Genomic DNA, 19,089 nt, shown 5'->3' with positions numbered 1-19,089 from the left:
CGTCAGCGCAGGCGGAGGGCGAGGAAGAAGTCGACGCGGTCCTCCAGGCGGGTGAGGTCGCGTCCGGTGAGCTCCTCGACGCGCCGGATGCGGTAGCGGACCGAGTTGACGTGCAGGTGCAGCCGGTCGGCGCACCGGGTCCAGGAGCCCGACACCTGCAGGAACGTCTCCAGCGTGCGGATCAGGCCGGCGTGGTGGGCCTCGTCGTACGCGCGGAGCGGTCCGAGCAGGCGCTCACGGAAGGTGACGCGCGCGTCGTCGGGGAGGTTCGCCAGCAGCAGCGCGTGCGTGGCCAGCGCGTCGGGACCGACGACGCGGACCGGGCCGGTGCCGTCGTCGGCCAGCCTGCGGGCGTGGCGGGCCTCGGCGACGGCGCCGCGCAGCCCCTCCGCGGCGACCGGCTCTCCGACGCCCACCGAGACGCCCCCGCCGGAGAGACCGGGGGCCAGGACCGAGAGCGCCCGCCGGATCTCCGCGGCGAGGTCGTGGCCGGGCCCGGCGACCGGCACGAGGGCGACGATCTCGTCGCCGAGCAGGCCCACGGCCGATCCGGCGGGAAGGATCTCGCGGAACAGGCGGTGCAGGTCGCCGGGTCGCAGCGTGTCCGCGGTGCCGGCGGCGACCGGGATGAGGGCGTCGGCGGTGTCCAGCCCGGTGAGCTGCAGCCGGGGGCTGATCTCGGCGGTGGGGGCGTCGGCCAGGACGAGACGGACCAGCTCACGGGCCAGGTGGCTCGCGGCGGTCGAGCGCTCGTCGGAGCGGGCCCGCTCGATGGCCACGATCGTGGTCAGCTCGGCGGCCAGGGCGCGGCGCTCGGCGGGCCATTCGGTCCAGTCGCCCTCGCAGACGATCAGCCAGTCGGCGACCCGTGAGGCGGCGCCCGGCGAGGCGGTCTCCGGGAAGGCGGCGGCATCCGAAGAAGCGGTCCCCGGGGAGGCTCCGCCGGGCGAGGCGGTTCCCGGCGAGGCCGCGGAGGCGGCGTCCGGGGGGACGGCGAACAGCGAAAGGCCCGGCCCGTGCAGCACGGCCGGCAGGCGAGGCGCGGTGAGGAGGCCGCGGACCAGGTCGGCGGGGGAGAGGGCGCCGGGCAGCTCAGCGGGACCGGCGATCAACCGGCCGGGCGGTGCCAGCACCCAGCACCGCATCCCCAGGTCGCGGCCGACCAGGTCGAGGAGCGGGCCGAGTCCGGCGCCCTCGGCGACGCCCGCCATCAGGCGGCGGTGGCGGCCGAGCACGGCGGTCAGGTCGGCGGCGCGTGCGGTGGACAGACGCCGCATGACCTGCTCGGTCACGCTCGCGAAGGCGACGTCCTCCGGCACGCGGAACAGCGGCAGGCCGTGCCGGTCGCAGGCGTCGACCAGGTCGGCGGGGATCGTGGCGGCCACGGCGTCCCAGGCGGCCAGCGCGGAGACCCGGGCCCGGGTCAGCGCCCGGACGAAGACCTCGGTGTCGGCGGGCCGCCTGCGCCACACGAGCCCGGACAGCACCAGCTCGCCACCGCGCAGATAGCGGCCGGGGTCCTTCAGGTCGGTCGTGACCACCCAGCGGATGGTCCGGTCCAGTTCGCCGTGCCCGGTGATCAGTTCCAGCCGCAGATCCGGGATGGCGAGCAGTGTTCGCAGACGCATGACCCGGCTCCCTTCATCGGCGATCTCCGGGCACCCGGCCGGGACGCCGGCGGCCGAGGCTGGAGGAACCTACAGAAGACCACGGAAACGGCCGGCCCGGCTTCGGAGATCCTGCGTCTCGACCTACCCCGATCCCCCTGTGTGTACTGGCCGCACGGGCGACGGCGAGGGGAGCGGCGATGGAGGCCGGGTGGTGCGCTCCGCGGGAGGCGGACCTGCTGGCCTGCTGCGCCTCCCGGCGCTGGGCCCGTACGGTCGCGGCGGGGCGGTACGACGACCTCGCGGCGCTGCGGGCGGCCTCCGCCCGCGCGCTGGCCGAGCTGGACTGGGATGACGTCCTGGAAGCGCTCGCCGCCCATCCCCGGATCGGCGATCGCGCGAACGGGGGCGGCGACGTGGCGCGGTGGTCCCGCGGCGAGCAGTCCGGGTTGGACACTATGACCGAGGACGTCCGGCGGGCGCTGCTCGAAGGCAACCTCGCGTACGAGAAGAGCTTCGGCCATGTCTTCCTGATCCGTGCCACCGGGCGCGGCGCCACCGAAGTGCTCGCCGAGCTGCGCGCCCGGCTGAGGAACGACGTCGAAACCGAGCGCCGGGTCGCCCGGGCCGAGCTGACCGAGATCGTCGATCTCCGCCTCGCCGCCCTGGCCGCGGAAGGAGGGCGCTGAGGATGTCCCTGTCCACCCATGTGCTGGACGCGGCGGCCGGGCGGCCGGCGGCGGGCGTGCCGGTGCGGCTGGAGAGCCGCGCGCCCGACAGGTCCTGGACGCCGGTGGCCGCGGGGCGCACCGACGAGGACGGGCGGATCCGTGACTGGCCGGACCCGGGGGCGGGCGTCCACCGGCTCGTCTTCGAGACCGAGGGGTTCTCCGCGTTCTATCCCGAGGTCACGGTGGCGTTCCGGATCACCGAGCCCGACGGGCACCACCACATTCCCCTGCTGCTCAGCCCGTTCGCCTACTCCACCTACCGAGGGAGTTAGGGATGTTGCTGGGCCCGAACCGGTACGGCAAGGCCGAGATCCGCGTCGTACGGATCACCAGGGACGCCGACGTCCACCACATCAAGGACTGCGACGTCGGCGTCGCCCTGTCCGGGGACATGGCCGCGGTCCACCTGACCGGTGACAACGCGGCCGTCCTGCCCACCGACAGCCAGAAGAACACGGTCTTCGCCTTCGCCCGCAAGCACGGCATCGCCGAGATCGAGGAGTTCGCGCTGCTCCTGGCGCGGCACTTCGTCGACTCGCTACCGAGCGTCCACCGCGCGCGGGTCGCGGTCGAGGAGTACCTGTGGGACCGGATCCCGGCCGGGGACGGCGCGGACGGGGCCGGCGCGGGAAGGACCGGCGCCGACGGGACCCGCGCGAGCGGGACCGGCCATTCCTTCGTCCGCTCCGGGCGCGAGACCCGCACCTGCGTCGTGCACTACGACGGACCGTCGGAGCGGGCCACGGTCGTGTCCGGCCTGACGGGGCTGACCGTCCTCAACTCCACCGGCTCGGAGTTCCACGGCTTCGCCGAGGACGAGTACACGACCCTCCGGCCGACCCGTGACCGCGTCCTCGCCACCGAGGTCCGCGCCTCCTGGCGGCACCGGGCCGAGCACGACGGGTTCGGCGCGTCGTACGCGCGGGCGCGGGGGGCGCTGCTGGCGGCGTTCGCCGGCACGCACAGCCTTTCGCTGCAGCAGACGCTGTACGCGATGGGATGCCGGGTACTGGAGGAGTGCGGGGAACTCTGCGAGATCCGCCTGTCCCTGCCGAACAGGCACCACTTCACGGTCGACCTGGAGCCCTTCGGCCTGGACAACGCGAACGAGGTGTTCTTCGCCGCCGATCGCCCGTACGGCCTGATCGAGGGCGCCGTCCTCGCCGACGACGCCCCCGACGCCGGATTCGCCTGGGAGTAGCGGATGGACTTCCTGCGCCCGGAGAGCTGGGAGGAGGCGCTGGCCGCCAGGGCCGAGCGCCCGGACGCGCTGCCGATCCACGGCGGCACCGACGTCATGGTCGAGCTGAACTTCGACCTGCGCCGCCCCGCCGCTCTCCTGGACCTCGGCGCGGTCCGTGAGCTGGCCCGCTGGGAGACACTGCCCGACGGGACCCTCCGCGTCGGGGCCGGCGTGCCGTACGCCCGCGTGATCACCGGGCTGGGCGACCGGCTGCCCGGCCTGGCCCAGGCGGCCCGTACGGTCGGCTCGCCGCAGATCCGCAACCGCGGGACGGTCGGCGGCAACCTCGGCGCGGCCTCCCCGGCCGGCGACGCCCATCCGCCGCTGCTGGCGGCCGGCGCGGTGTACGAGGTCGAGTCGGCGGCGCGCGGCGTCCGGCTGATCCCGGCCGCCGAGTTCTACGCGGGCGTGAAGCGCAACACGCTCGCGCCCGATGAGCTGATCCGCGCGTTCCGGCAGACCCCGGTCGCGGGCCCGCAGTACTTCTCCAAGATCGGGCCGCGCAACGCGATGGTGATCGCGGTGTGCTCGTTCGCGCTCGCGCTGTTCCCGGCCGAGCGGCGGGTCGGCACCGGGCTGGGCTCCGCGGCTCCGACGCCGCGCCGCGCGTACGCGGCCGAGGAGTTCCTGGCCGCGGAGGCGGACTGGGACGCCGACCTGGACGACGCGGTGGCCGGGCGCTTCGCCGAGCTGGTCCGGGCGGCGGCGAGCCCGATCGACGACGTGCGCGGCACCGCCGAGTACCGGCGGCACGCGCTCGGCGTGCTGGCGCGCCGCACCCTGACCTGGGCCTGGAACGACCACCGGAAGGGGGCCCGCGCATGCGCGTGACGTTCACCGTCAACGGCCGCGAGCAGGTCGCCGACGACGTGTGGGAGGGCGAGAGCCTGCTCTTCGTGCTCCGCGAGCGCCTCGGCCTGCTCGGCGCGAAGAACGCCTGCGAACAGGGCGAGTGCGGCTCCTGCACGGTCTACCTCGACGGCCTGCCGGTCTGCGCGTGCCTCGTCGCCGCCGGGCAGGCGCAGGGCCGCCGGGTGCGGACGGTCGAGGGCCTGGCCGGCGCGGACGGCCTCGCGCCCGTCCAGCGGGCGTTCGCCGAGTGCGGCGCCGTGCAGTGCGGCTTCTGCACGCCGGGCCTGCTCGTGCAGGCCGACGACCTGATCACACGGGTGCCCGAGCCCTCGGACGCGGAGATCCGCGAGGCGCTCGCGGGGAACCTGTGCCGCTGCACCGGGTACGAGAAGATCCTGGACGCCGTACGACGTGCGGCCGAGCTGAAGGCCGCGACCTGATGATCGTCATCGACCACGCCTACCTCGCACCGGTGACCGGCGCGGAGATCCCGGACGGCCACCTGGTGATCGACGGCGACCGGATCGCCGCGGTCGGTCCCGGACCGGCGCCCGCCCCGGCCGGCGCCGAACGGGTGGAGCGGATCGACGCCCGGGGCTGCCTGGTCACCCCCGGACTGGTCAACACCCATCACCACCTGTACCAATGGGCCTCGCAGGGCATGGCCGCCGGCGACACGCTGTTCGACTGGCTGGCCGCCCTGTACCGGCCCTGGGCACGGATGGACGCCGAGGTCGTGAGCGGCGCGGCCGCCGCCGGGCTCGCCTGGCTGGCCCGGTCGGGCGCCACGACCGTCGCCGACCACCACTACCTCTTCCCCAAGGGCCGCGGCGACCTGCTCGCCGCCGAGATCGACGCCGCGCGCCGCGTGGGCCTGCGGTTCCACCCCTGCCGGGGCTCGATGGACCGGGGGGAGTCGGACGGCGGGCTGCCGCCGGACGAGGCGGTGGAGACGCTCGACGACATCCTCGACGCCACCGCCGCCGCGATCGACGCCTACCACGACCCCTCGTTCTCCTCCATGCTGCGGATCGCGGTGGCGCCGTGCTCGCCGTTCTCCGTCAGCGAGGACCTGCTGGTCGAGTCCGCCCGTCTGGCACGTGCCACGGGCGTACGGCTGCACACCCACCTCGCCGAGACCCTCGATGAGGAGGAGTACTGCCAGGAGCGGTTCGGCCGCACCCCGGTCGCGTACATGGAGCAGGCCGGCTGGCTGGGCGGCGACGTGTGGTTCGCGCACACGGTCCACCTGAACGACTCCGACATCGCGACGATGGCCGACTCGGGCACCGGCACGGCGCACTGCCCCAGCTCGAACGCGCGCCTCGGCTCCGGCATCGCCCGCGTCCGGGACCTGCTCCGCGCCGGCGTCCCGGTCGGCCTGGGCGTCGACGGCCCGGCGTCGGCCGAGATGGTGCCCCTGGTCGGCGAGCTCCGGCAGGCGATGTACCTGCAGCGGGCCCGGTACGGCCCGAGCGCGCTGAGCGCCCGGCAGGCCCTGGAGCTCGGCACCCTCGGCGGCGCCCGGCTGCTCGGCCGTCAGGACGAGATCGGCTCCCTGGAGGCCGGGAAGCTCGCCGACGTCGCCGTCTGGCGCCTCGACGGCTTCCACGCGGCGGTCGAGGACCCGGTCGTCGCGCTCGTCCACGGCCAGGCGCCGCCGCTGGCGAGGCTCCTCGTGGGCGGCCGGACGGTCGTGACGGACGACGTGCTCGTGTCCGCGCCGCAGGACGAGCTCGGTCGGGCCGGCGCCGACGCGCACCGCCGCCTGATGGAGCTGGCGAAGGAGGTCCTGTGACGACGACGCGCGCGCCCGGGGACGTCGCCGCCCCGGGACGCGGGGGAGTGGGCGACAGCGCCCTCCGGCCGGACGGCACGCTCAAGGTCACCGGCGAGTTCGCCTACGCCTCCGACCTGTGGATCGACGGGACACTGTTCGGCGCGACGCTGCGCAGCCCGTACGCGCGCGCCCGGATCCGCGCCATCGACCTCGGTCCCGCCCTCGCGGTGCCCGGCGTGGAGGCGGTGCTCACGCACGAGGACGTGCCGGGCCGCAGGCTGTACGGGCTCGACCACGCCGACCAGCCCGTCCTCGCCATCGGCGAGGTCCGCCACCAGGGCGAGCCGGTCGCGCTCGTCGCCGCGGACCACCCGGAGACGGCGCGGCGCGCGATGGAGCGGATCGGAATCGACTGGGAGGTCCTGGAGCCGATCACCGACGCGCGCGCCGTCGTCGCCGACCCCGACCGGCTCAAAGTGCAGGAGCGCGGCGGCATCGTCCGCCACCAGCCCGTCCGCGTCGGGGACGTCGCCGCCGCCCGCGCGCGGGCGGAGGTCGTCGTCTCCGGGGACTTCTCCGTCGGCATCCAGGACCAGGCGTTCCTCGGCCCGGAGTCCGGCCTGGCCGTTCCGGCCGAGGACGGGGGCGTCGACCTGTTCGTGGCCACGCAGTGGCTGCACAACGATCTGCGGCAGATCGCCCCGTGCCTCGGCCTGCCCGAGGAGAAGGTCCGGATGACGCTGGCCGGGGTCGGCGGGGCGTTCGGCGGCCGCGAGGACCTGTCGATGCAGATCCACGCGGGCATGCTGGCGCTGCGCACCGGCCGGCCGGTCAAGATCGTGTACAACCGGTACGAGTCGTTCTTCGGCCACGTGCACCGGCATCCCGCGCAGATGCGCTACGAGTACGGCGCGACCCGCGACGGCCGGATCGTCTACGCCACCGCCGAGATCGTCCTCGACGGCGGCGCCTACACCTCCTCCACGCCCAACGTCGTGGCGAACGCAGCCTCCCTCGGCCTCGGCCCGTACGAGATCCCGAACCTGGAGATCGACGCGTACGGCGTCTACACCAACAACCCGCCGTGCGGCGCGATGCGCGGGTTCGGGGCGGTGCAGGCGTGCTTCGCCTACGAGTCGATGATGGACCGGCTGGGCGCCGCCTGCGGCCTGGGCCCGGTGGAGATCCGCCGGATCAACGCCGCGGGCCAGGGGTCGAAGCTGGCCACCGGCCAGGTCATCGACTCGCCCGCCCCGCTCGCCGAGATGCTGACCCGTCTGGAGGCGATGCCGCTGCCGCCCCCGCCGGACCGCACCGACCTGCGGAACCTGCCCGGCGGCGTCTCCCAGGCCACCCACGGCGAGGGCGTCGTCCGGGGCGTCGGCTACGGCGTGGGCCTCAAGAACATCTGCTTCTCCGAGGGCTTCGACGACTACTCCACCGCCCGCGTACGGCTGGAGGTCGCCGGCGGCGAGCCCACGGTCGTCGTGCACACCGCCGCCGCGGAGGTCGGCCAGGGCCTGGTCACGCTGCAGGCGCAGATCGCCCGCACCGAGCTGGGCGTCGACCGGGTCACCGTCGCCCCGGCCGACGACCGGATCGGCGACGCGGGGTCGTCCTCCGCCTCACGCCAGTCCTACATGACCGGCGGCGCGGTCCGCGCGGCCTGCGCGGCGGTCCGCGACGAGGTCCTCGCCCTGGCCCGCGCCCGGCTCGGTGCCGGGGACGACCTGTCGCTGGCCGGCGGGAAGGTCGTCGCGGCGTCGGCGGGCGCGGTCGCCACGATCGCGGACATCCTCGGCGACCGGACCGTCGAGCACACCCGCGAGTACCACCACCGGCCCACCGTGCCGATGGACCCGGTCACCGGACAGGGCGACACCCACGTCCAGCTCGCGCTCTGCGTCCACCGCGCCGTGGTGGACGTCGACGTCGAGCTCGGCCTGGTCAAGGTCGTCGAGCTGGCCGCCGTCCAGGACGTCGGCAGGATCATGAACCGGCTGTCGCTGGAGGGCCAGATCCACGGCGGCTCCGCGCAGGGCCTCGGACTGGCGCTGATGGAGGAGATCGTCGTCCAGGACGGCCTCGTACGGAACCCGTCCTTCACCGACTACCTCATCCCCACGATCCTCGACACGCCGCCCCAGCGGCTGGAGATCCTCGAACGCCCCGACCCGCGCGCCCCGTACGGCCTGCGCGGCGCCGGCGAACCGCCCACCCTCTCCTCGACCCCCGCCATCGTCGCGGCCGTCCGCGCCGCCACCGGCCGCCCGCTGAACCGGGTCCCGATCCGCCCGGAGGACCTGTGCCGCTGATGTTCCTGAACGGCGGGGGGATGCGCGGCGGGCCGCTGCACCACCTCCTCGACGGGGCGCCGCTGGTCGCCGCGACCACGACCGCGCCCCGGTACCGCCTGTACTCGGTCGCCGACCGGTTCCCCGGCCTCCTCCCGGTCGCGCACGGCGGCGCACCCATCACCGGCGAGGTCTACGACGTGCCCCTGGACGTGCTGCGCGACCGGCTGCTGCCCGCCGAGCCGCCCGAACTGGAGCTGGGCGTGATCGAACTCGCCGACGCCACGGCGTCCCTCGCCATGCTGCTCCGCCGCCCGCCGGCGTCCTTCCCGCAGCTGACCGACATCACCGGCCACGGCGGCTGGGCCGCCTACCGGCGAGAGATCCCATGAGGGAGTACGACCTGGTGGTGCGCTCCCGCCGTACCGTCCTCCCGGACGGGGAGCGGCCCGCGGCCGTGGCCGTACGGGACGGGCGGATCGCCGCCGTCACCGGCCACGACGAGGCGCCGCCCGCCCGTTCCCGGGCCGATCTCGGAGACGTCGCGCTGCTCCCCGGTCTCGTCGACACCCATGTCCACGTGAACGAGCCGGGCCGTACGGAGTGGGAGGGCTTCGCGACCGCGACCCGCGCCGCCGCGGCGGGCGGGGTCACCACGATCGTGGACATGCCGCTCAACTCGCTCCCGCCCGTGACCACCGCCGGCGCGCTGGCCGTCAAGCGGGACGCGGCGGCCGGGCGGTGCTTCACGGACGTCGGCTTCTGGGGCGGCGCGGTCCCGGGGAACACCCACGAGCTGCGCGCCCTGCACGACGGCGGCGTGTTCGGCTTCAAGTGCTTCACCGCCGACTCCGGCGTCCCCGAGTTCCCGCCGCTGTCGTACGCCGAGATGGAGGAGGCGTTCGCCGAGGTCGCGTCGTTCGACGGGCTGGTCATCGTGCACGCCGAGGATCCCGGGTCGCTGTCCGCCCCGCTCGGCGGCGCGTACGACGACTTCCTGGCCTCGCGGCCGCCGAGCGCGGAGTCCAAGGCGGTCGAGCAGGTCATCCGGCTGGCCGAGACGACGGGCGTACGGGCGCACGTGCTTCATCTGTCGGCCGCCGGCTGCGCCGAGCCGCTGGCCCGGGCGCGGGCGGCCGGCGTACGCGTGACCGCCGAGACCTGCCCGCACTACCTGACCCTCACGGCGGCGGACGTACGGCCCGGCGCCACGCACTTCAAGTGCTGCCCGCCGATCCGCGACGCCGCCAACCGGGACGGGCTCTGGCGCGCGCTTGCCGCCGGCGTCATCGACTGCGTCGTGTCGGACCACTCGCCGTGCCCGCCCGAGCTGAAGCGCGGCGGGTTCGACGAGGCATGGGGCGGGATCTCGTCCCTGCAACTCGGCCTGCCCGCCGTCTGGACCGAGGCCCGGAGGCGCGGTCACGACCTGACGGACGTGGTGTGCTGGATGTCGGCCGCGCCGACCGCGCTGGCGGGTCTGCCGGGCAAAGGCGCCATCGCGGTCGGCAACGACGCCGACCTGGTCGCCTTCGCCCCGGACGAGGTGTTCACCGTCGACCCGGCGGCGCTGCGGACCCGCCACCGCCGCACGCCGTACGCGGGCCGGGAGCTGACCGGCGTCGTACGGACGACGTGGCTGCGCGGCGAGGCCGTCGACGGCACGCCGCGCGGGCGCCTGCTGGGGAGGTGACCGGTGGCCGACGTCACCGCGCTCCCGGACCTGGCGGTACGCAGCCTCGGCGGTTCCGTCATGGCCGCGAGCGATGAGTCGTTCGCGGAGCGGGAGAACCTGATCAACCCGTGGGAACCCGAGCACGAGGCGGCGACCTTCGGGCGCAAGGGCCAGGTGTACGACGGCTGGGAGACGGCCCGGCGGCGGCCGTCCGCCCTTGGCCTGGAGACCGACGACCGCGGCCACGACTGGGCGCTCATCCGGCTCGGCCTGCCGGGGATGATCCGGGGCGTCATCGTCGACACCGCCTGGTTCCGGGGCAACTTCCCGCCGTACGCGTCCGTCGAGGCCTGCGCGGCGGAAGGCTACCCGTCCGCCGCGGAGCTGACCGGCCGCGACTGGGCGGAGATCGTGCCGCGCGGCCCGCTGCGCGGGGACACGCGGCACCTGTTCCCGGTGGAGACGGCGCGGCGGTTCACCCACGTCCGGCTGAACATCTTCCCGGACGGGGGCGTCGCGCGGCTCCGGGTGCACGGCGAGGTGATCCCGGACCCGCGGCTGCTCACCGGCCTCACGGTCGACTTGGCCGCACTGGAGAACGGCGCACGGGTCACCGGCTGCTCGAACCTCTTCTACTCCCACCCGGAGAACATCCTGATGCCCGGCCTGCCCCGCGACCAGGCCGAGTGCTGGGAGACCGCGCGGCGCCGCGACGCCGGCAACGACTGGGTGGTGGTCGAACTGGCCGCGCCGGGCGTGCCGCGGCTGGTCGAGATCGACACGACGCACCTGAAGTCCAACGCCCCCGGCTGGGTGGCGCTCTCCGGCCGGAACACCCGGACGTCAGGGGAATGGACCACGGTGCTGCCCCCGACCAGGGTCCAGCCGGACGGCCGCCACCGCTTCCGGCTGCGCTCCGCTCCCGAGCTGACCCACGTCCGGCTCGACCTCCACCCGGACGGCGGCCTCGCCCGCCTCCGCGTCTGGGGCGACCTGACCGACCACGGCGAACGCACCCTCCACGACCGCTGGACCGCCTTCGCCGTCTGACACCGGTCCACCGTGCCTTTGTCCGCGCTCACCGCAGAGTCGTCTGGACGGCCCGCCGGGCGGAGTCGCTGAGAAGCCCCTTCCAGGAGGTGAACAGGCTCAGGAGTCCCGGCCCGTACCGGGCGCGAAGCTCAGGGTTGACCCGCATGATGTCGAGTTCGTTGGCCGCGGTCAGTTCCGCGAAGTCCCGTCGCAGCGGCAGCGGTGGGGAGGTCACGGCACCGGTGAAACGATCCTTGAACGGTCCTTCCGGATCGGCGAGCCGGGGGTAGGAGAAGCCGCGGTCACAGCCGGCGTAGAAGCGGACGAGCCGCTCGGCCTCCTCGCCGACGATCGCGGCGAGCCGGTCCGGTTCGGCCGGATCGCCCAGCGCGGTGGGGAAGCCATCGGTGCCGTAGTAGGCATGACACAGCCCGGCGAGTCGCAGCGCCGGTCTCGCGCCCCACTCCGTGAGCAGCGCGTGGACCCGCTCCAGATGGGCCAGCAAGGTGCCGCCCGGATGCGGGATCTCGTTCGCGCCGCAGAAGGCCAGCGCCTCGACCACGGTCGCGATCCCGGCCTCCTCAACGCCGAGCTCCCGGCTCGGCCTCTCCGGTTCGGGAGGATCGATGGTCATGGGGGGCTCCCTTCTCTGCGTGAACCGGTGTGTCCGGGGAAGAGCGCGCTTCCATTCCGGCGCCGGGCCTTACCGGCCTGGCGCCGGTTCGAACGAACCCATCAAGACACCTTCGAGGTCAGCGGCGGAGTCCGGAGCGAGGCGGTAGATGCCCTGCACGCTGATCGCGCTCGTCAAGAGCCCTTCCTCGCTGACATGCTTGACCGGCCGTGGGCCCCTGCGCGGCAGGTAAGTCATCCGCTTGAGCACCTCGCCCGGTACGGCACGGTCGCCGTGGACGAGGGTGCCCTCATCGCCGAGCACCACCTCGTCCGTACACGTCGGCGCGAGGAATCGCCAGGCGCTGAAGCGATCGAAGTACTCCTGCAGCGACGCTTCGGGCTCCACGATCTCTCGTACGCGCATGCGGCCGAATACGTACAGCACGTGACGGTGCACGCCGATCATGTAGAGCATGTCGCCGGCGCGCACGGTGGCACGAAGGAAACTCGGCTCCGAGGTGTGCGGCCCGCCGAACAGCACCTCGAGCGGTCGCTGCACCTCCAGGGCCTGTCTCCACCGGTCCTGCGGCCAGTAGACCGTGTAGGTATCACCCATGAACCGGCACCATAGCGAGCACCCGTGACAATCCGCGCGACGATCCGTGGCGGACGCCGGCACCTCACGGTGAAGAGGCGACCACCGACAACGGCCGCGAGCCGAACCCTCGGTGAAGCGACGGCGGGATGGGGCGAATGCGGGCATGGCGATCATTGGATCGCCGCTTCCACCGAGCATTCGATACGTCTCCCTACGGTCGGCGGCGCTCACCACATCCTGATCGGGCTTATCTTGAGATTCGGGTCCTCGGTATGCGCCAGGCACAGCACCCGCCGGCCCAACAGCGCGGATCGCCAGGCCCGGTGAGCCACCACCGCGAGGAGAGTCTCAGCGTCATCGCGATGGCGGGCGGCGAAAGGGCCGAAGTCCCTGAGAACGAGCGCGAACCCCGCGGAATGCCTCAGCGCTTCACCGACAGCCTCGTCCATGCTCTCGCTCAAGCATTGCCATTGATCGTGACACGCGTACCCGAATGCCGACGCGAGGTCTCGGAACATGTGCGATGTGATCAACCAGGACGCGTCGACAGAGACGAGATGGTAGTCGTGAAGCCGAAGCCAGTCGGTGGTGTCGTCCAGACGCGACCGGCTGTGCACCCAGTGCACCGGCGACCACATCATCAGTTGGAAGTCCAACCTGCTCGCGTCGGTCACCGGATCGAAGGCAGTCCCCACGGTGACCAGAATGCCCCGACGGCGTCCGCTGAGCCACCTGAGATCCGGCGTCACAACACCGGCGACCTCGGGGGCCATCTGGGCAGATTGCCCGTTCTCTCCGCTCCTCGACGTCGGCGGCGCAGTGGCGCAAGAGCAGCCGCAGTGGAGGAAGCGGCGGCGAGTGCGTCGAAGCGACCGCGATCGCCCCCCACAGGACTTAGCCTGCGCGCAGAACGTTCAGAGCTCGTCGGCACACGGCATGCCAGGCGTCCCCGCCTCCATGACGGGTCAGGACGCTGGCCACGACCTCGTCGTCGCACGTGACACCATGCCAAGAGCACTTTCCTTCCAGGGCGCGGTCGCCACCCGAGTGGAATCGTGCGTCATAGGGGTGTTCTTCGATCAGCTGTGTCCTCACACTGGCTCACCTACCGATAGCCGTCTGTCAAGGTCGCTGATCAGCCCACCAGATGGCCCGGATACGTGTCCAGGCTCCGCTCAGAAAGCGCATGGACTGTGGCGAGACGAGTGCGTTTCGCTGAACCTTGATGCAGACATATGTTCAGGAGCATGGGCGGTTGGGCAGAGCACCTGGACACGTGGCTGGAAGCCCTGCGTCGGTCACGGTCGGTGTTTCACTCCGAAGCTGACTTCCAGCATGCTCTAGCTTGGGCCGCTCATCTATCCGATCCATCCCTCCACATCCGTCTCGAGACGAGATTCGCCCCCGGCAACCGGCTAGACCTGCTCATCTCAAGGTCGGATCGCAGCGAGCACCTAGGGCTTGAACTTAAGTACCTAACAGCCGCATGGACCGGGGAGGTAGAGCACGAGCAGTTCGCGCTCCTCAACCAAGGGGCACAGGACATCCGCGCCTACGACGTGGTCAAGGACATTCAGCGCGTCGAGCGGCTGGTGGACGGGCGTCCAGGATGGAGCGGTGCCGTATTGGTCCTGAGTAACGATCCCAGCTACTGGTCTCGGCCGGGGCACGGCCGTGCCACCAACGCTGACGCGTTCCGTCTCTACGAGCACCAAGTGCTCACTGGTCGGCGAGCTTGGGGCCCCCATACCGGCGCCGGAACCATGAAAGGGCGCGAGCCCGCCATCGAACTACTCGGCGACTACACATGTAGGTGGACCGAGTTCTCGCTCCTCCCCGGCCACCGGGGAAGATTCCAACTGCTCAGGTTCGCCATTCCCTGACGGCGTACACGGTGGCCATATGCTTCGCCGTCGTCCTCGGTGTTACCACGCCGGCGTCACAGGCGGGTCCATGGACTGTCGGACCTCGGCGGCATGATGAGTCCGTGGTGGTCGTCTTCGATGCGGAATTGTGGATATGGGAGGCGCGGCGCGCCGACTCGTGGACCTTCGTGAGCCTGCCTGTCGAGGCTTCCGAGGAGATCCGTGACCTGGCCGGCGGAGTCCGTCGCGGCTTCGGTTCGCTGCGGGTGCGGGTCACGGTCGGTGGCAGCACCTGGAAGACCTCGATCTTCCCGGACAGCGCGCGGGGGAGCTTTGTGCTGCCCATCAAGCGCGCTGTCCGCAGAGCCGAGTCCCTCGACGTGGGTGACACCGCGAGCGTGACCGTCGAGCTCATCGACTTCTGAGCACCGAACCGGCGCCTGATCAGCCGCAGACGAAGTGATCTTCGGTGGCTGCTCTGTCACGATGGGCGCATGGCGAACGTCTGGTCCGGTGTGACGGTCGACTGCCTCGACCCTGAGCGGGTGGCCCGGTTCTGGAGTGCCCTGCTCGGCCGCGAGCCCGGATCGTCGCAGGAGGGCTGGGTCTACCTGGGCGATCGGAACGACCCACAGCCGAGGCTGGTGTTCCAGCCGGTGTCCGAGGCCAAGACCGGCAAGGTGCGGATTCACCTCGACGTCTCCGTCGACGACGTCGACGAGGCGATGGCGACCGTCGTCGATCTCGGTGGCCGGTTCACCGGTGAGCGGCACGACTACGACGAGGGCGTGGTCGTCGTCATGGCGGACCCGGAGGACCACGAGTTCTGCCTGGTCCAGTACTACGGCTGACGGCCGCATCGCCCTTGCGTCGCCGTGCGCCCGCCATCGCACGGGGCCCGCGCGGTCGTCAGGCCAGGAAGCGGTCGACCTCGGCCGCGAAGTCGTCGATGTGCTGGAAGAGGAAGCCGTGCCCGGCGTCGCTGTACAGCACGACCTTGGCGTTCGGCAGGCGCTGAGACATGGCGAACGTGGCGTACGAGTGGATCATCACGTCGTGCGCGCCGTTCGCGACGAGCACGGGCAGGGTCAGCTCCTCCTGGCGCTCCCAGAAACCCGCGAAGCCGCCGATGGCGGTGAGCTGCGCGCGGTACGTCTCCGGCTGCACCTGGGCCTTGGACTCGGTCAGCCGGCGGTCGATCCGGCGCAGCGAGGCGAGTCCCGCGGCCCGGGCCTGCTCGGTCTCGGGGAAGAAGAGGTAGAGGAAGTCCTCGTCGCCGTTCTCCGGGTGGGCGAGCACCTCATTGACCTTGGCGGGAGGCGGGGGGAGGTCGGGGACCCCGCCGGCCGAGCTGCCGGCGACGATCAGGCGTCGTACCAGGTCCGGTGCGGCCAGCGCGACGCCCTGGGCGACGATGCCGCCCATCGACCAGCCCAGCACGTCGACCTGGTCGAGGCCGAGCGACCGCAGGAAGGCGATCGCGCCGTCGGCGAGTCCTTCGATGGTGTCGGGGGCGACGCCGGTCGAGGCGCTGGTGCCGCGGTTGTCGAAGACGATGATCTCGCGTTCGGCCGCGAGGCGGTCGAGCAGCGCCGGGTCCCAGTGGTCCATCGTGCCGCGCAACCGCATCAGCAGGACCAGCGGTACGGTGCCGGGCCGGCCGAAGCGCTGGTAGGCGAACCGTTCGCCCTCCGGGCCGTCGACGAATCTGGTCTCGGCCTGGTCGGACAGGTAGGTGGACATTCTCTTCCTTCGCGCGGAGGTCGCGGTCCGACGTGTCGTCGGCTGCCGTCCATGCTCGTCAGCCGGTCACCGGCGAGGTATCCGACATTTGACTGGTCGGAACGGCCGGGCGGCCGGCCTCACGCCGCGCCGGCCTGCTCCAGCGCGGCGCGCAGCTGGGTCCGGTTGCTGACGCCCAGCTTCGGAAAGACCTTGTACAGGTGGGTCGCGACCGTACGGTGCGACAGGTAGATCCGGTCGGCGATCTCCCGGTTGGTCATGCCCGCGGCGGCCATCCGGGCGATCTGCAGCTCCTGGGCGGTGAGCACGGCCGTCGCGTCCGGCACGGCCCGGCGACCCGCCTCCCGCGTGGCCGTCGGCGGGGCGGACACGACACCGGCGGCGCGCAGCTCCGCCGCGGCGCGTTCGGCCCACGGGGACGCGCCCGCGCCCTCGAACACCCGCAGGGCCGCGCCGAGCTGCTCGCGGGCGTCGACGATGCGACGGCGGCGGCGCAGCCACTCGCCGTACACGAGCCGGGTGCGCGCGATCTCCAGCGTGCTCGGGTTGTCCCCGGCGGTCGCCAGCGCCGCCTCGAAGTGCTCCTCGGCGCCGGAACCCGGCTGGACCTGCGCCAGGCCGCGCCGCACCAGGTTGTCGAGGTACGGGCTGGCGAACGCCGCGGCCTCCTCGGACGCTCGTGTGAGCAGCGGCGTCACCTGCGCGGTACGGCCGGTGCGCACCGCGGCCTCGGTCAGGTCGGCGAGCGCCCACCATCCGGTGAAGGTGTGGGCCTGCGCGGCATTGAGGGCGGCCCAGGCGTCCTCGTGACGACGCTCGTTGAGCGCGACCAGGCCGGCCGCCCAGCTCGCCCGGGCCTTGATGAAGGTGGGGCCGTCGGCGCCGGCCAGTTCTTCGCCGCGGTCGAGCGCGGCGAGCGCGCGGGCGTTGTCGCCGCGCCAGGCGTACGCGCGGGCCGCGGCGATGGCCGCGTCCGCCGCGGTGACCCGCAGGCCGAGGTCGGCGCCGATCCGCAGGGCCATCTCGGCGTCGGCCAGGCCGTCCTGCAGCCGGCCGAGACCGATTCGGATCATGCCGCGCTCGCGCAGGGCCCAGGCCTCGTCTCCGGGGGCGCCTGTGCGGTGGGAGTACTCCACGCCCAGGTTCCAGCAGTCCAACGCGGCCGGCAGGTCGTGCACGGCCTCGGCCATGAGCCCGGCGCCGATGATGATCTGCGGGCGGCTGGGCCACCTCCTGGCCTCGTCCGAGAGATAGGCGTCCCGGATGACGCGCAGCAGCCCGGGCAGCTCGCTCCGGGCCTGGGCGGCGTGTTCGGCCGGGTAGAGCAGCACCCGCCCGACGAGCGCGAGAAGACCGCCGTCATCGCCGGCGGCCGCGTCGATGGCCTGCCGGAGCCGGGCGCGGAGGTCGTCCGGCAACCCGTGTACGCAGTGCGCGGTGGCGGCGGTGGCGAGCACGCGCAGCCGCTGCGTCCGGTTGCCGTCGCCGCGGGGGCCGGCCAGCCGGGCGGCGAGGTCGAGCAGGTCGTCGGTGCTGTGCCCTGGGACGGCGGCGCTGTTGGTCAGGGCGACCTGGGTGAGCGCCAGGTGGGCGAGCACGTCGGGGTCGGTCGCCGCCGACCGGGCCTCACGGACCAGCAGCGCGCTGCCCGCCACGTCGCCGGCCTGGCGGGCGATCTCCGCGGCGGCCGCGAGGCGGCGCGTACGGTCGGGCTCGGAGGACGAGAGGGCGGCGGCCCGCCGCAACGCCGCGACCGACTCGGCGAGCGCGCTGCGGTCGCGGGCCCGGGTCGCGGTGGCCTCCAGCGCGGCGGCCACCGCGTCGTCGTGGTCCGGGACGGCCGCGGCGGCGTGCCACGCGGCGCGGTCGGGGTCGGTGGCGGTGTCGGCGAGGACGCGGTGGGCGGCGGTCCGTTCGGCGAACGACGCGGCGCCGTAGACGGCGGAGCGGACCAGCGGATGGCGCAGCACCACCTGGTCTCCGGCCACGGTGGCGAGGCGGGCCTTCTCGATCGGCGCGAGGTCGTCCAGGCTCAGGCCGGCGCGGGCCGCGGCGGTCATCAGCTGGCGCAGCGACGATTCCGGCGCCGCGGCGATGAGCAGCAGCATCCGCCGGCTGCGCTCGGGCAGCCGGGACGCTCCGGCGAGGAACGCCTGCTGCAGCCGGCGGGTCATCGGCAGCCACCGGTCTCCGACGACGCCGCCCGGCGGCGGGTGCCCGGTGAGCGCCCGGCCGAGTTCGGTCAGCGCGAGCGGGTTGCCGACGGCCTCGGCGAGGATCAGCCGGCGGGTGCCCTCGTCGGGTTCCGGCCGCTGCTCGCGCAGGAGCCGCTCGGACTCCTCTTCGGTGAGCGGGCCGAGCGGGAGCTCCGCCAGCGGGATCGACCGGATCAGGCCGGCCGCGGCGCCCTCGGGGGCCTCGATCGCCCGCTCGGCGGCATCGGTCCGCATCGTCACGATCAGCAGCACCCGGGCGTTCGACAGGCGCCGGGCGACGAAGGCGATGGCCTGGGCGGTGGAGGCGTCGAGCCACTGCGCGTCCTCGACCACGACGACCGCGGGCTGCTCGGCCGAGTAGTCCTCGAGCAGGCCGAGCGCGGCGAGCCCGGTCATCAGCCGGCTCGGCGCCGGCCCGTCGGCCTGCCCGAGCGCGACCTCCAGGGCCTGCCGCTGCCGGTCCGGGAGCGCGGAGAGGCGATCGAGCACGGGGTGGAACAGCTCATGGAGGCCCGCGAAGCCGTAGGTGGTCTCGCTCTGCACGCCGGTGCAGCGCAGCTCGCGGAAGCCCTGCGCGGCGGCCAACCGGACCACGGCGTCAACCAGCGTGCTCTTGCCGATGCCGGCCTCGCCCTCGATCAGGACGGCCTGCCCGCCCGGCCCGACCGCGGAAAGGAGCTCCTGGCAGCGGGCCAGCTCGCGATCCCGCCCGACGATCGGCCCGTTCCCGGGATCGTCGCAGGTGGGAAGAGGTGACACTCGACGGATTCTAGGGCGGACGCCGTCGGTTCGGGCAATCGCCGTTGCCCCTGAGGGGCGGATACGCGCGGCGGGCGGC

General features: G+C 73.2%; 20 protein-coding genes. 14 read left to right on the top strand and 6 right to left on the bottom strand.

Annotated elements, in window-relative coordinates:
* Window positions 1-2: 2 nt before the first annotated feature.
* Entirely contained in the window at window positions 3-1,628 is a 1,626-nt protein-coding gene (locus NE234_RS18360; protein WP_252781550.1) for a PucR family transcriptional regulator, read from the bottom strand.
* A 179-nt stretch (window positions 1,629-1,807) separates the two neighbouring features.
* On the opposite strand from NE234_RS18360, the gene uraD reads away from it, so the two are divergent.
* The 10 genes from uraD to alc are packed head-to-tail and all read left to right on the top strand — an operon-like array spanning window position 1,808 to window position 11,232.
* Window positions 1,808-2,296, top strand: a complete 489-nt coding sequence (gene uraD / locus NE234_RS18355; protein WP_252781549.1) for a 2-oxo-4-hydroxy-4-carboxy-5-ureidoimidazoline decarboxylase — start codon at window positions 1,808-1,810, stop codon at window positions 2,294-2,296.
* Window positions 2,297-2,298: 2 nt separating this feature from the next.
* On the top strand, window positions 2,299-2,610 hold the full coding sequence (uraH, locus tag NE234_RS18350; protein WP_252781548.1) for a hydroxyisourate hydrolase: 312 nt from the start codon (window positions 2,299-2,301) through the stop codon (window positions 2,608-2,610).
* 2 nt (window positions 2,611-2,612) lie between these two features.
* Window positions 2,613-3,539 carry a factor-independent urate hydroxylase gene (pucL, locus tag NE234_RS18345; RefSeq protein WP_252781547.1) on the top strand — a complete coding sequence of 309 codons (927 nt, stop codon included), beginning with the start codon at window positions 2,613-2,615 and terminating at the stop codon, window positions 3,537-3,539.
* A 3-nt stretch (window positions 3,540-3,542) separates the two neighbouring features.
* Complete coding sequence (locus tag NE234_RS18340; protein WP_252781545.1) at window positions 3,543-4,412, top strand: FAD binding domain-containing protein; 870 nt, start codon at window positions 3,543-3,545, stop codon at window positions 4,410-4,412.
* Complete coding sequence (locus tag NE234_RS18335) at window positions 4,403-4,873, top strand: (2Fe-2S)-binding protein (RefSeq protein WP_252781544.1); 471 nt, start codon at window positions 4,403-4,405, stop codon at window positions 4,871-4,873. Before NE234_RS18340 ends, NE234_RS18335 begins: the two co-directional genes overlap by 10 nt.
* A complete protein-coding gene (locus NE234_RS18330) occupies window positions 4,873-6,231 on the top strand; it encodes an 8-oxoguanine deaminase (RefSeq protein ID WP_252781543.1) in 1,359 nt (452 codons plus the stop codon). Before NE234_RS18335 ends, NE234_RS18330 begins: the two co-directional genes overlap by 1 nt.
* Window positions 6,228-8,528, top strand: a complete 2,301-nt coding sequence (locus NE234_RS18325; RefSeq protein ID WP_252781542.1) for a molybdopterin cofactor-binding domain-containing protein — start codon at window positions 6,228-6,230, stop codon at window positions 8,526-8,528. Before NE234_RS18330 ends, NE234_RS18325 begins: the two co-directional genes overlap by 4 nt.
* Window positions 8,528-8,899 (top strand): allophanate hydrolase-related protein, encoded by a 372-nt coding sequence (locus tag NE234_RS18320; protein WP_305886706.1) that lies wholly within the window; start codon window positions 8,528-8,530, stop codon window positions 8,897-8,899. Before NE234_RS18325 ends, NE234_RS18320 begins: the two co-directional genes overlap by 1 nt.
* Window positions 8,896-10,200, top strand: coding sequence for an allantoinase AllB (allB, locus tag NE234_RS18315; protein WP_252781539.1), 1,305 nt, complete (start codon window positions 8,896-8,898; stop codon window positions 10,198-10,200). Before NE234_RS18320 ends, allB begins: the two co-directional genes overlap by 4 nt.
* Before the next feature lie 3 nt (window positions 10,201-10,203).
* Window positions 10,204-11,232 (top strand): allantoicase, encoded by a 1,029-nt coding sequence (alc, locus tag NE234_RS18310; protein WP_252781537.1) that lies wholly within the window; start codon window positions 10,204-10,206, stop codon window positions 11,230-11,232.
* Between the two features lie 28 nt (window positions 11,233-11,260).
* Here alc and NE234_RS18305 read toward each other — a convergent pair whose 3' ends face one another.
* The 3 genes from NE234_RS18305 to NE234_RS18295 form a co-directional block, all read right to left on the bottom strand.
* Window positions 11,261-11,848, bottom strand: coding sequence for a DUF6817 domain-containing protein (locus tag NE234_RS18305; protein ID WP_252781536.1), 588 nt, complete (start codon window positions 11,846-11,848; stop codon window positions 11,261-11,263).
* A 69-nt stretch (window positions 11,849-11,917) separates the two neighbouring features.
* Window positions 11,918-12,445 carry a hypothetical protein gene (locus tag NE234_RS18300; protein WP_252781535.1) on the bottom strand — a complete coding sequence of 176 codons (528 nt, stop codon included), beginning with the start codon at window positions 12,443-12,445 and terminating at the stop codon, window positions 11,918-11,920.
* A 209-nt stretch (window positions 12,446-12,654) separates the two neighbouring features.
* Window positions 12,655-13,200, bottom strand: a complete 546-nt coding sequence (locus tag NE234_RS18295) for a hypothetical protein (protein WP_252781534.1) — start codon at window positions 13,198-13,200, stop codon at window positions 12,655-12,657.
* 8 nt (window positions 13,201-13,208) lie between these two features.
* Between NE234_RS18295 and NE234_RS45950 the strand changes: the two genes are divergently transcribed.
* From NE234_RS45950 to NE234_RS18280, 4 genes are all read left to right on the top strand, one after another.
* Window positions 13,209-13,325 (top strand): DUF397 domain-containing protein, encoded by a 117-nt coding sequence (locus tag NE234_RS45950; RefSeq protein WP_406567024.1) that lies wholly within the window; start codon window positions 13,209-13,211, stop codon window positions 13,323-13,325.
* Window positions 13,326-13,674: 349 nt separating this feature from the next.
* Window positions 13,675-14,310: a hypothetical protein gene (locus NE234_RS18290; protein WP_252781532.1), complete on the top strand. Its 636-nt coding sequence runs from the start codon at window positions 13,675-13,677 to the stop codon at window positions 14,308-14,310.
* A gap of 104 nt (window positions 14,311-14,414) precedes the next feature.
* Window positions 14,415-14,717, top strand: a complete 303-nt coding sequence (locus tag NE234_RS18285) for a DUF1905 domain-containing protein (RefSeq protein WP_252781531.1) — start codon at window positions 14,415-14,417, stop codon at window positions 14,715-14,717.
* Between the two features lie 69 nt (window positions 14,718-14,786).
* On the top strand, window positions 14,787-15,143 hold the full coding sequence (locus tag NE234_RS18280) for a VOC family protein (RefSeq protein WP_252781530.1): 357 nt from the start codon (window positions 14,787-14,789) through the stop codon (window positions 15,141-15,143).
* 58 nt (window positions 15,144-15,201) lie between these two features.
* Here NE234_RS18280 and NE234_RS18275 read toward each other — a convergent pair whose 3' ends face one another.
* Both NE234_RS18275 and NE234_RS45365 read right to left on the bottom strand, forming a co-directional pair.
* The gene (locus tag NE234_RS18275) at window positions 15,202-16,035 is read right to left on the bottom strand and encodes an alpha/beta fold hydrolase (protein WP_252781529.1); all 834 of its coding nucleotides are present in this window, start codon (window positions 16,033-16,035) and stop codon (window positions 15,202-15,204) included.
* A 119-nt stretch (window positions 16,036-16,154) separates the two neighbouring features.
* The gene (locus NE234_RS45365) at window positions 16,155-19,010 is read right to left on the bottom strand and encodes a helix-turn-helix transcriptional regulator (RefSeq protein WP_252781528.1); all 2,856 of its coding nucleotides are present in this window, start codon (window positions 19,008-19,010) and stop codon (window positions 16,155-16,157) included.
* Window positions 19,011-19,089: the final 79 nt, after the last annotated feature.

The organism is Actinoallomurus rhizosphaericola (assembly GCF_024055675.1).
GTDB classification, from domain to species: domain Bacteria; phylum Actinomycetota; class Actinomycetes; order Streptosporangiales; family Streptosporangiaceae; genus Actinoallomurus; species Actinoallomurus soli.
The sequence above is the reverse complement of the archived record's forward strand: the minus strand, read 5'-3'. Positions and strand labels throughout refer to the sequence as shown.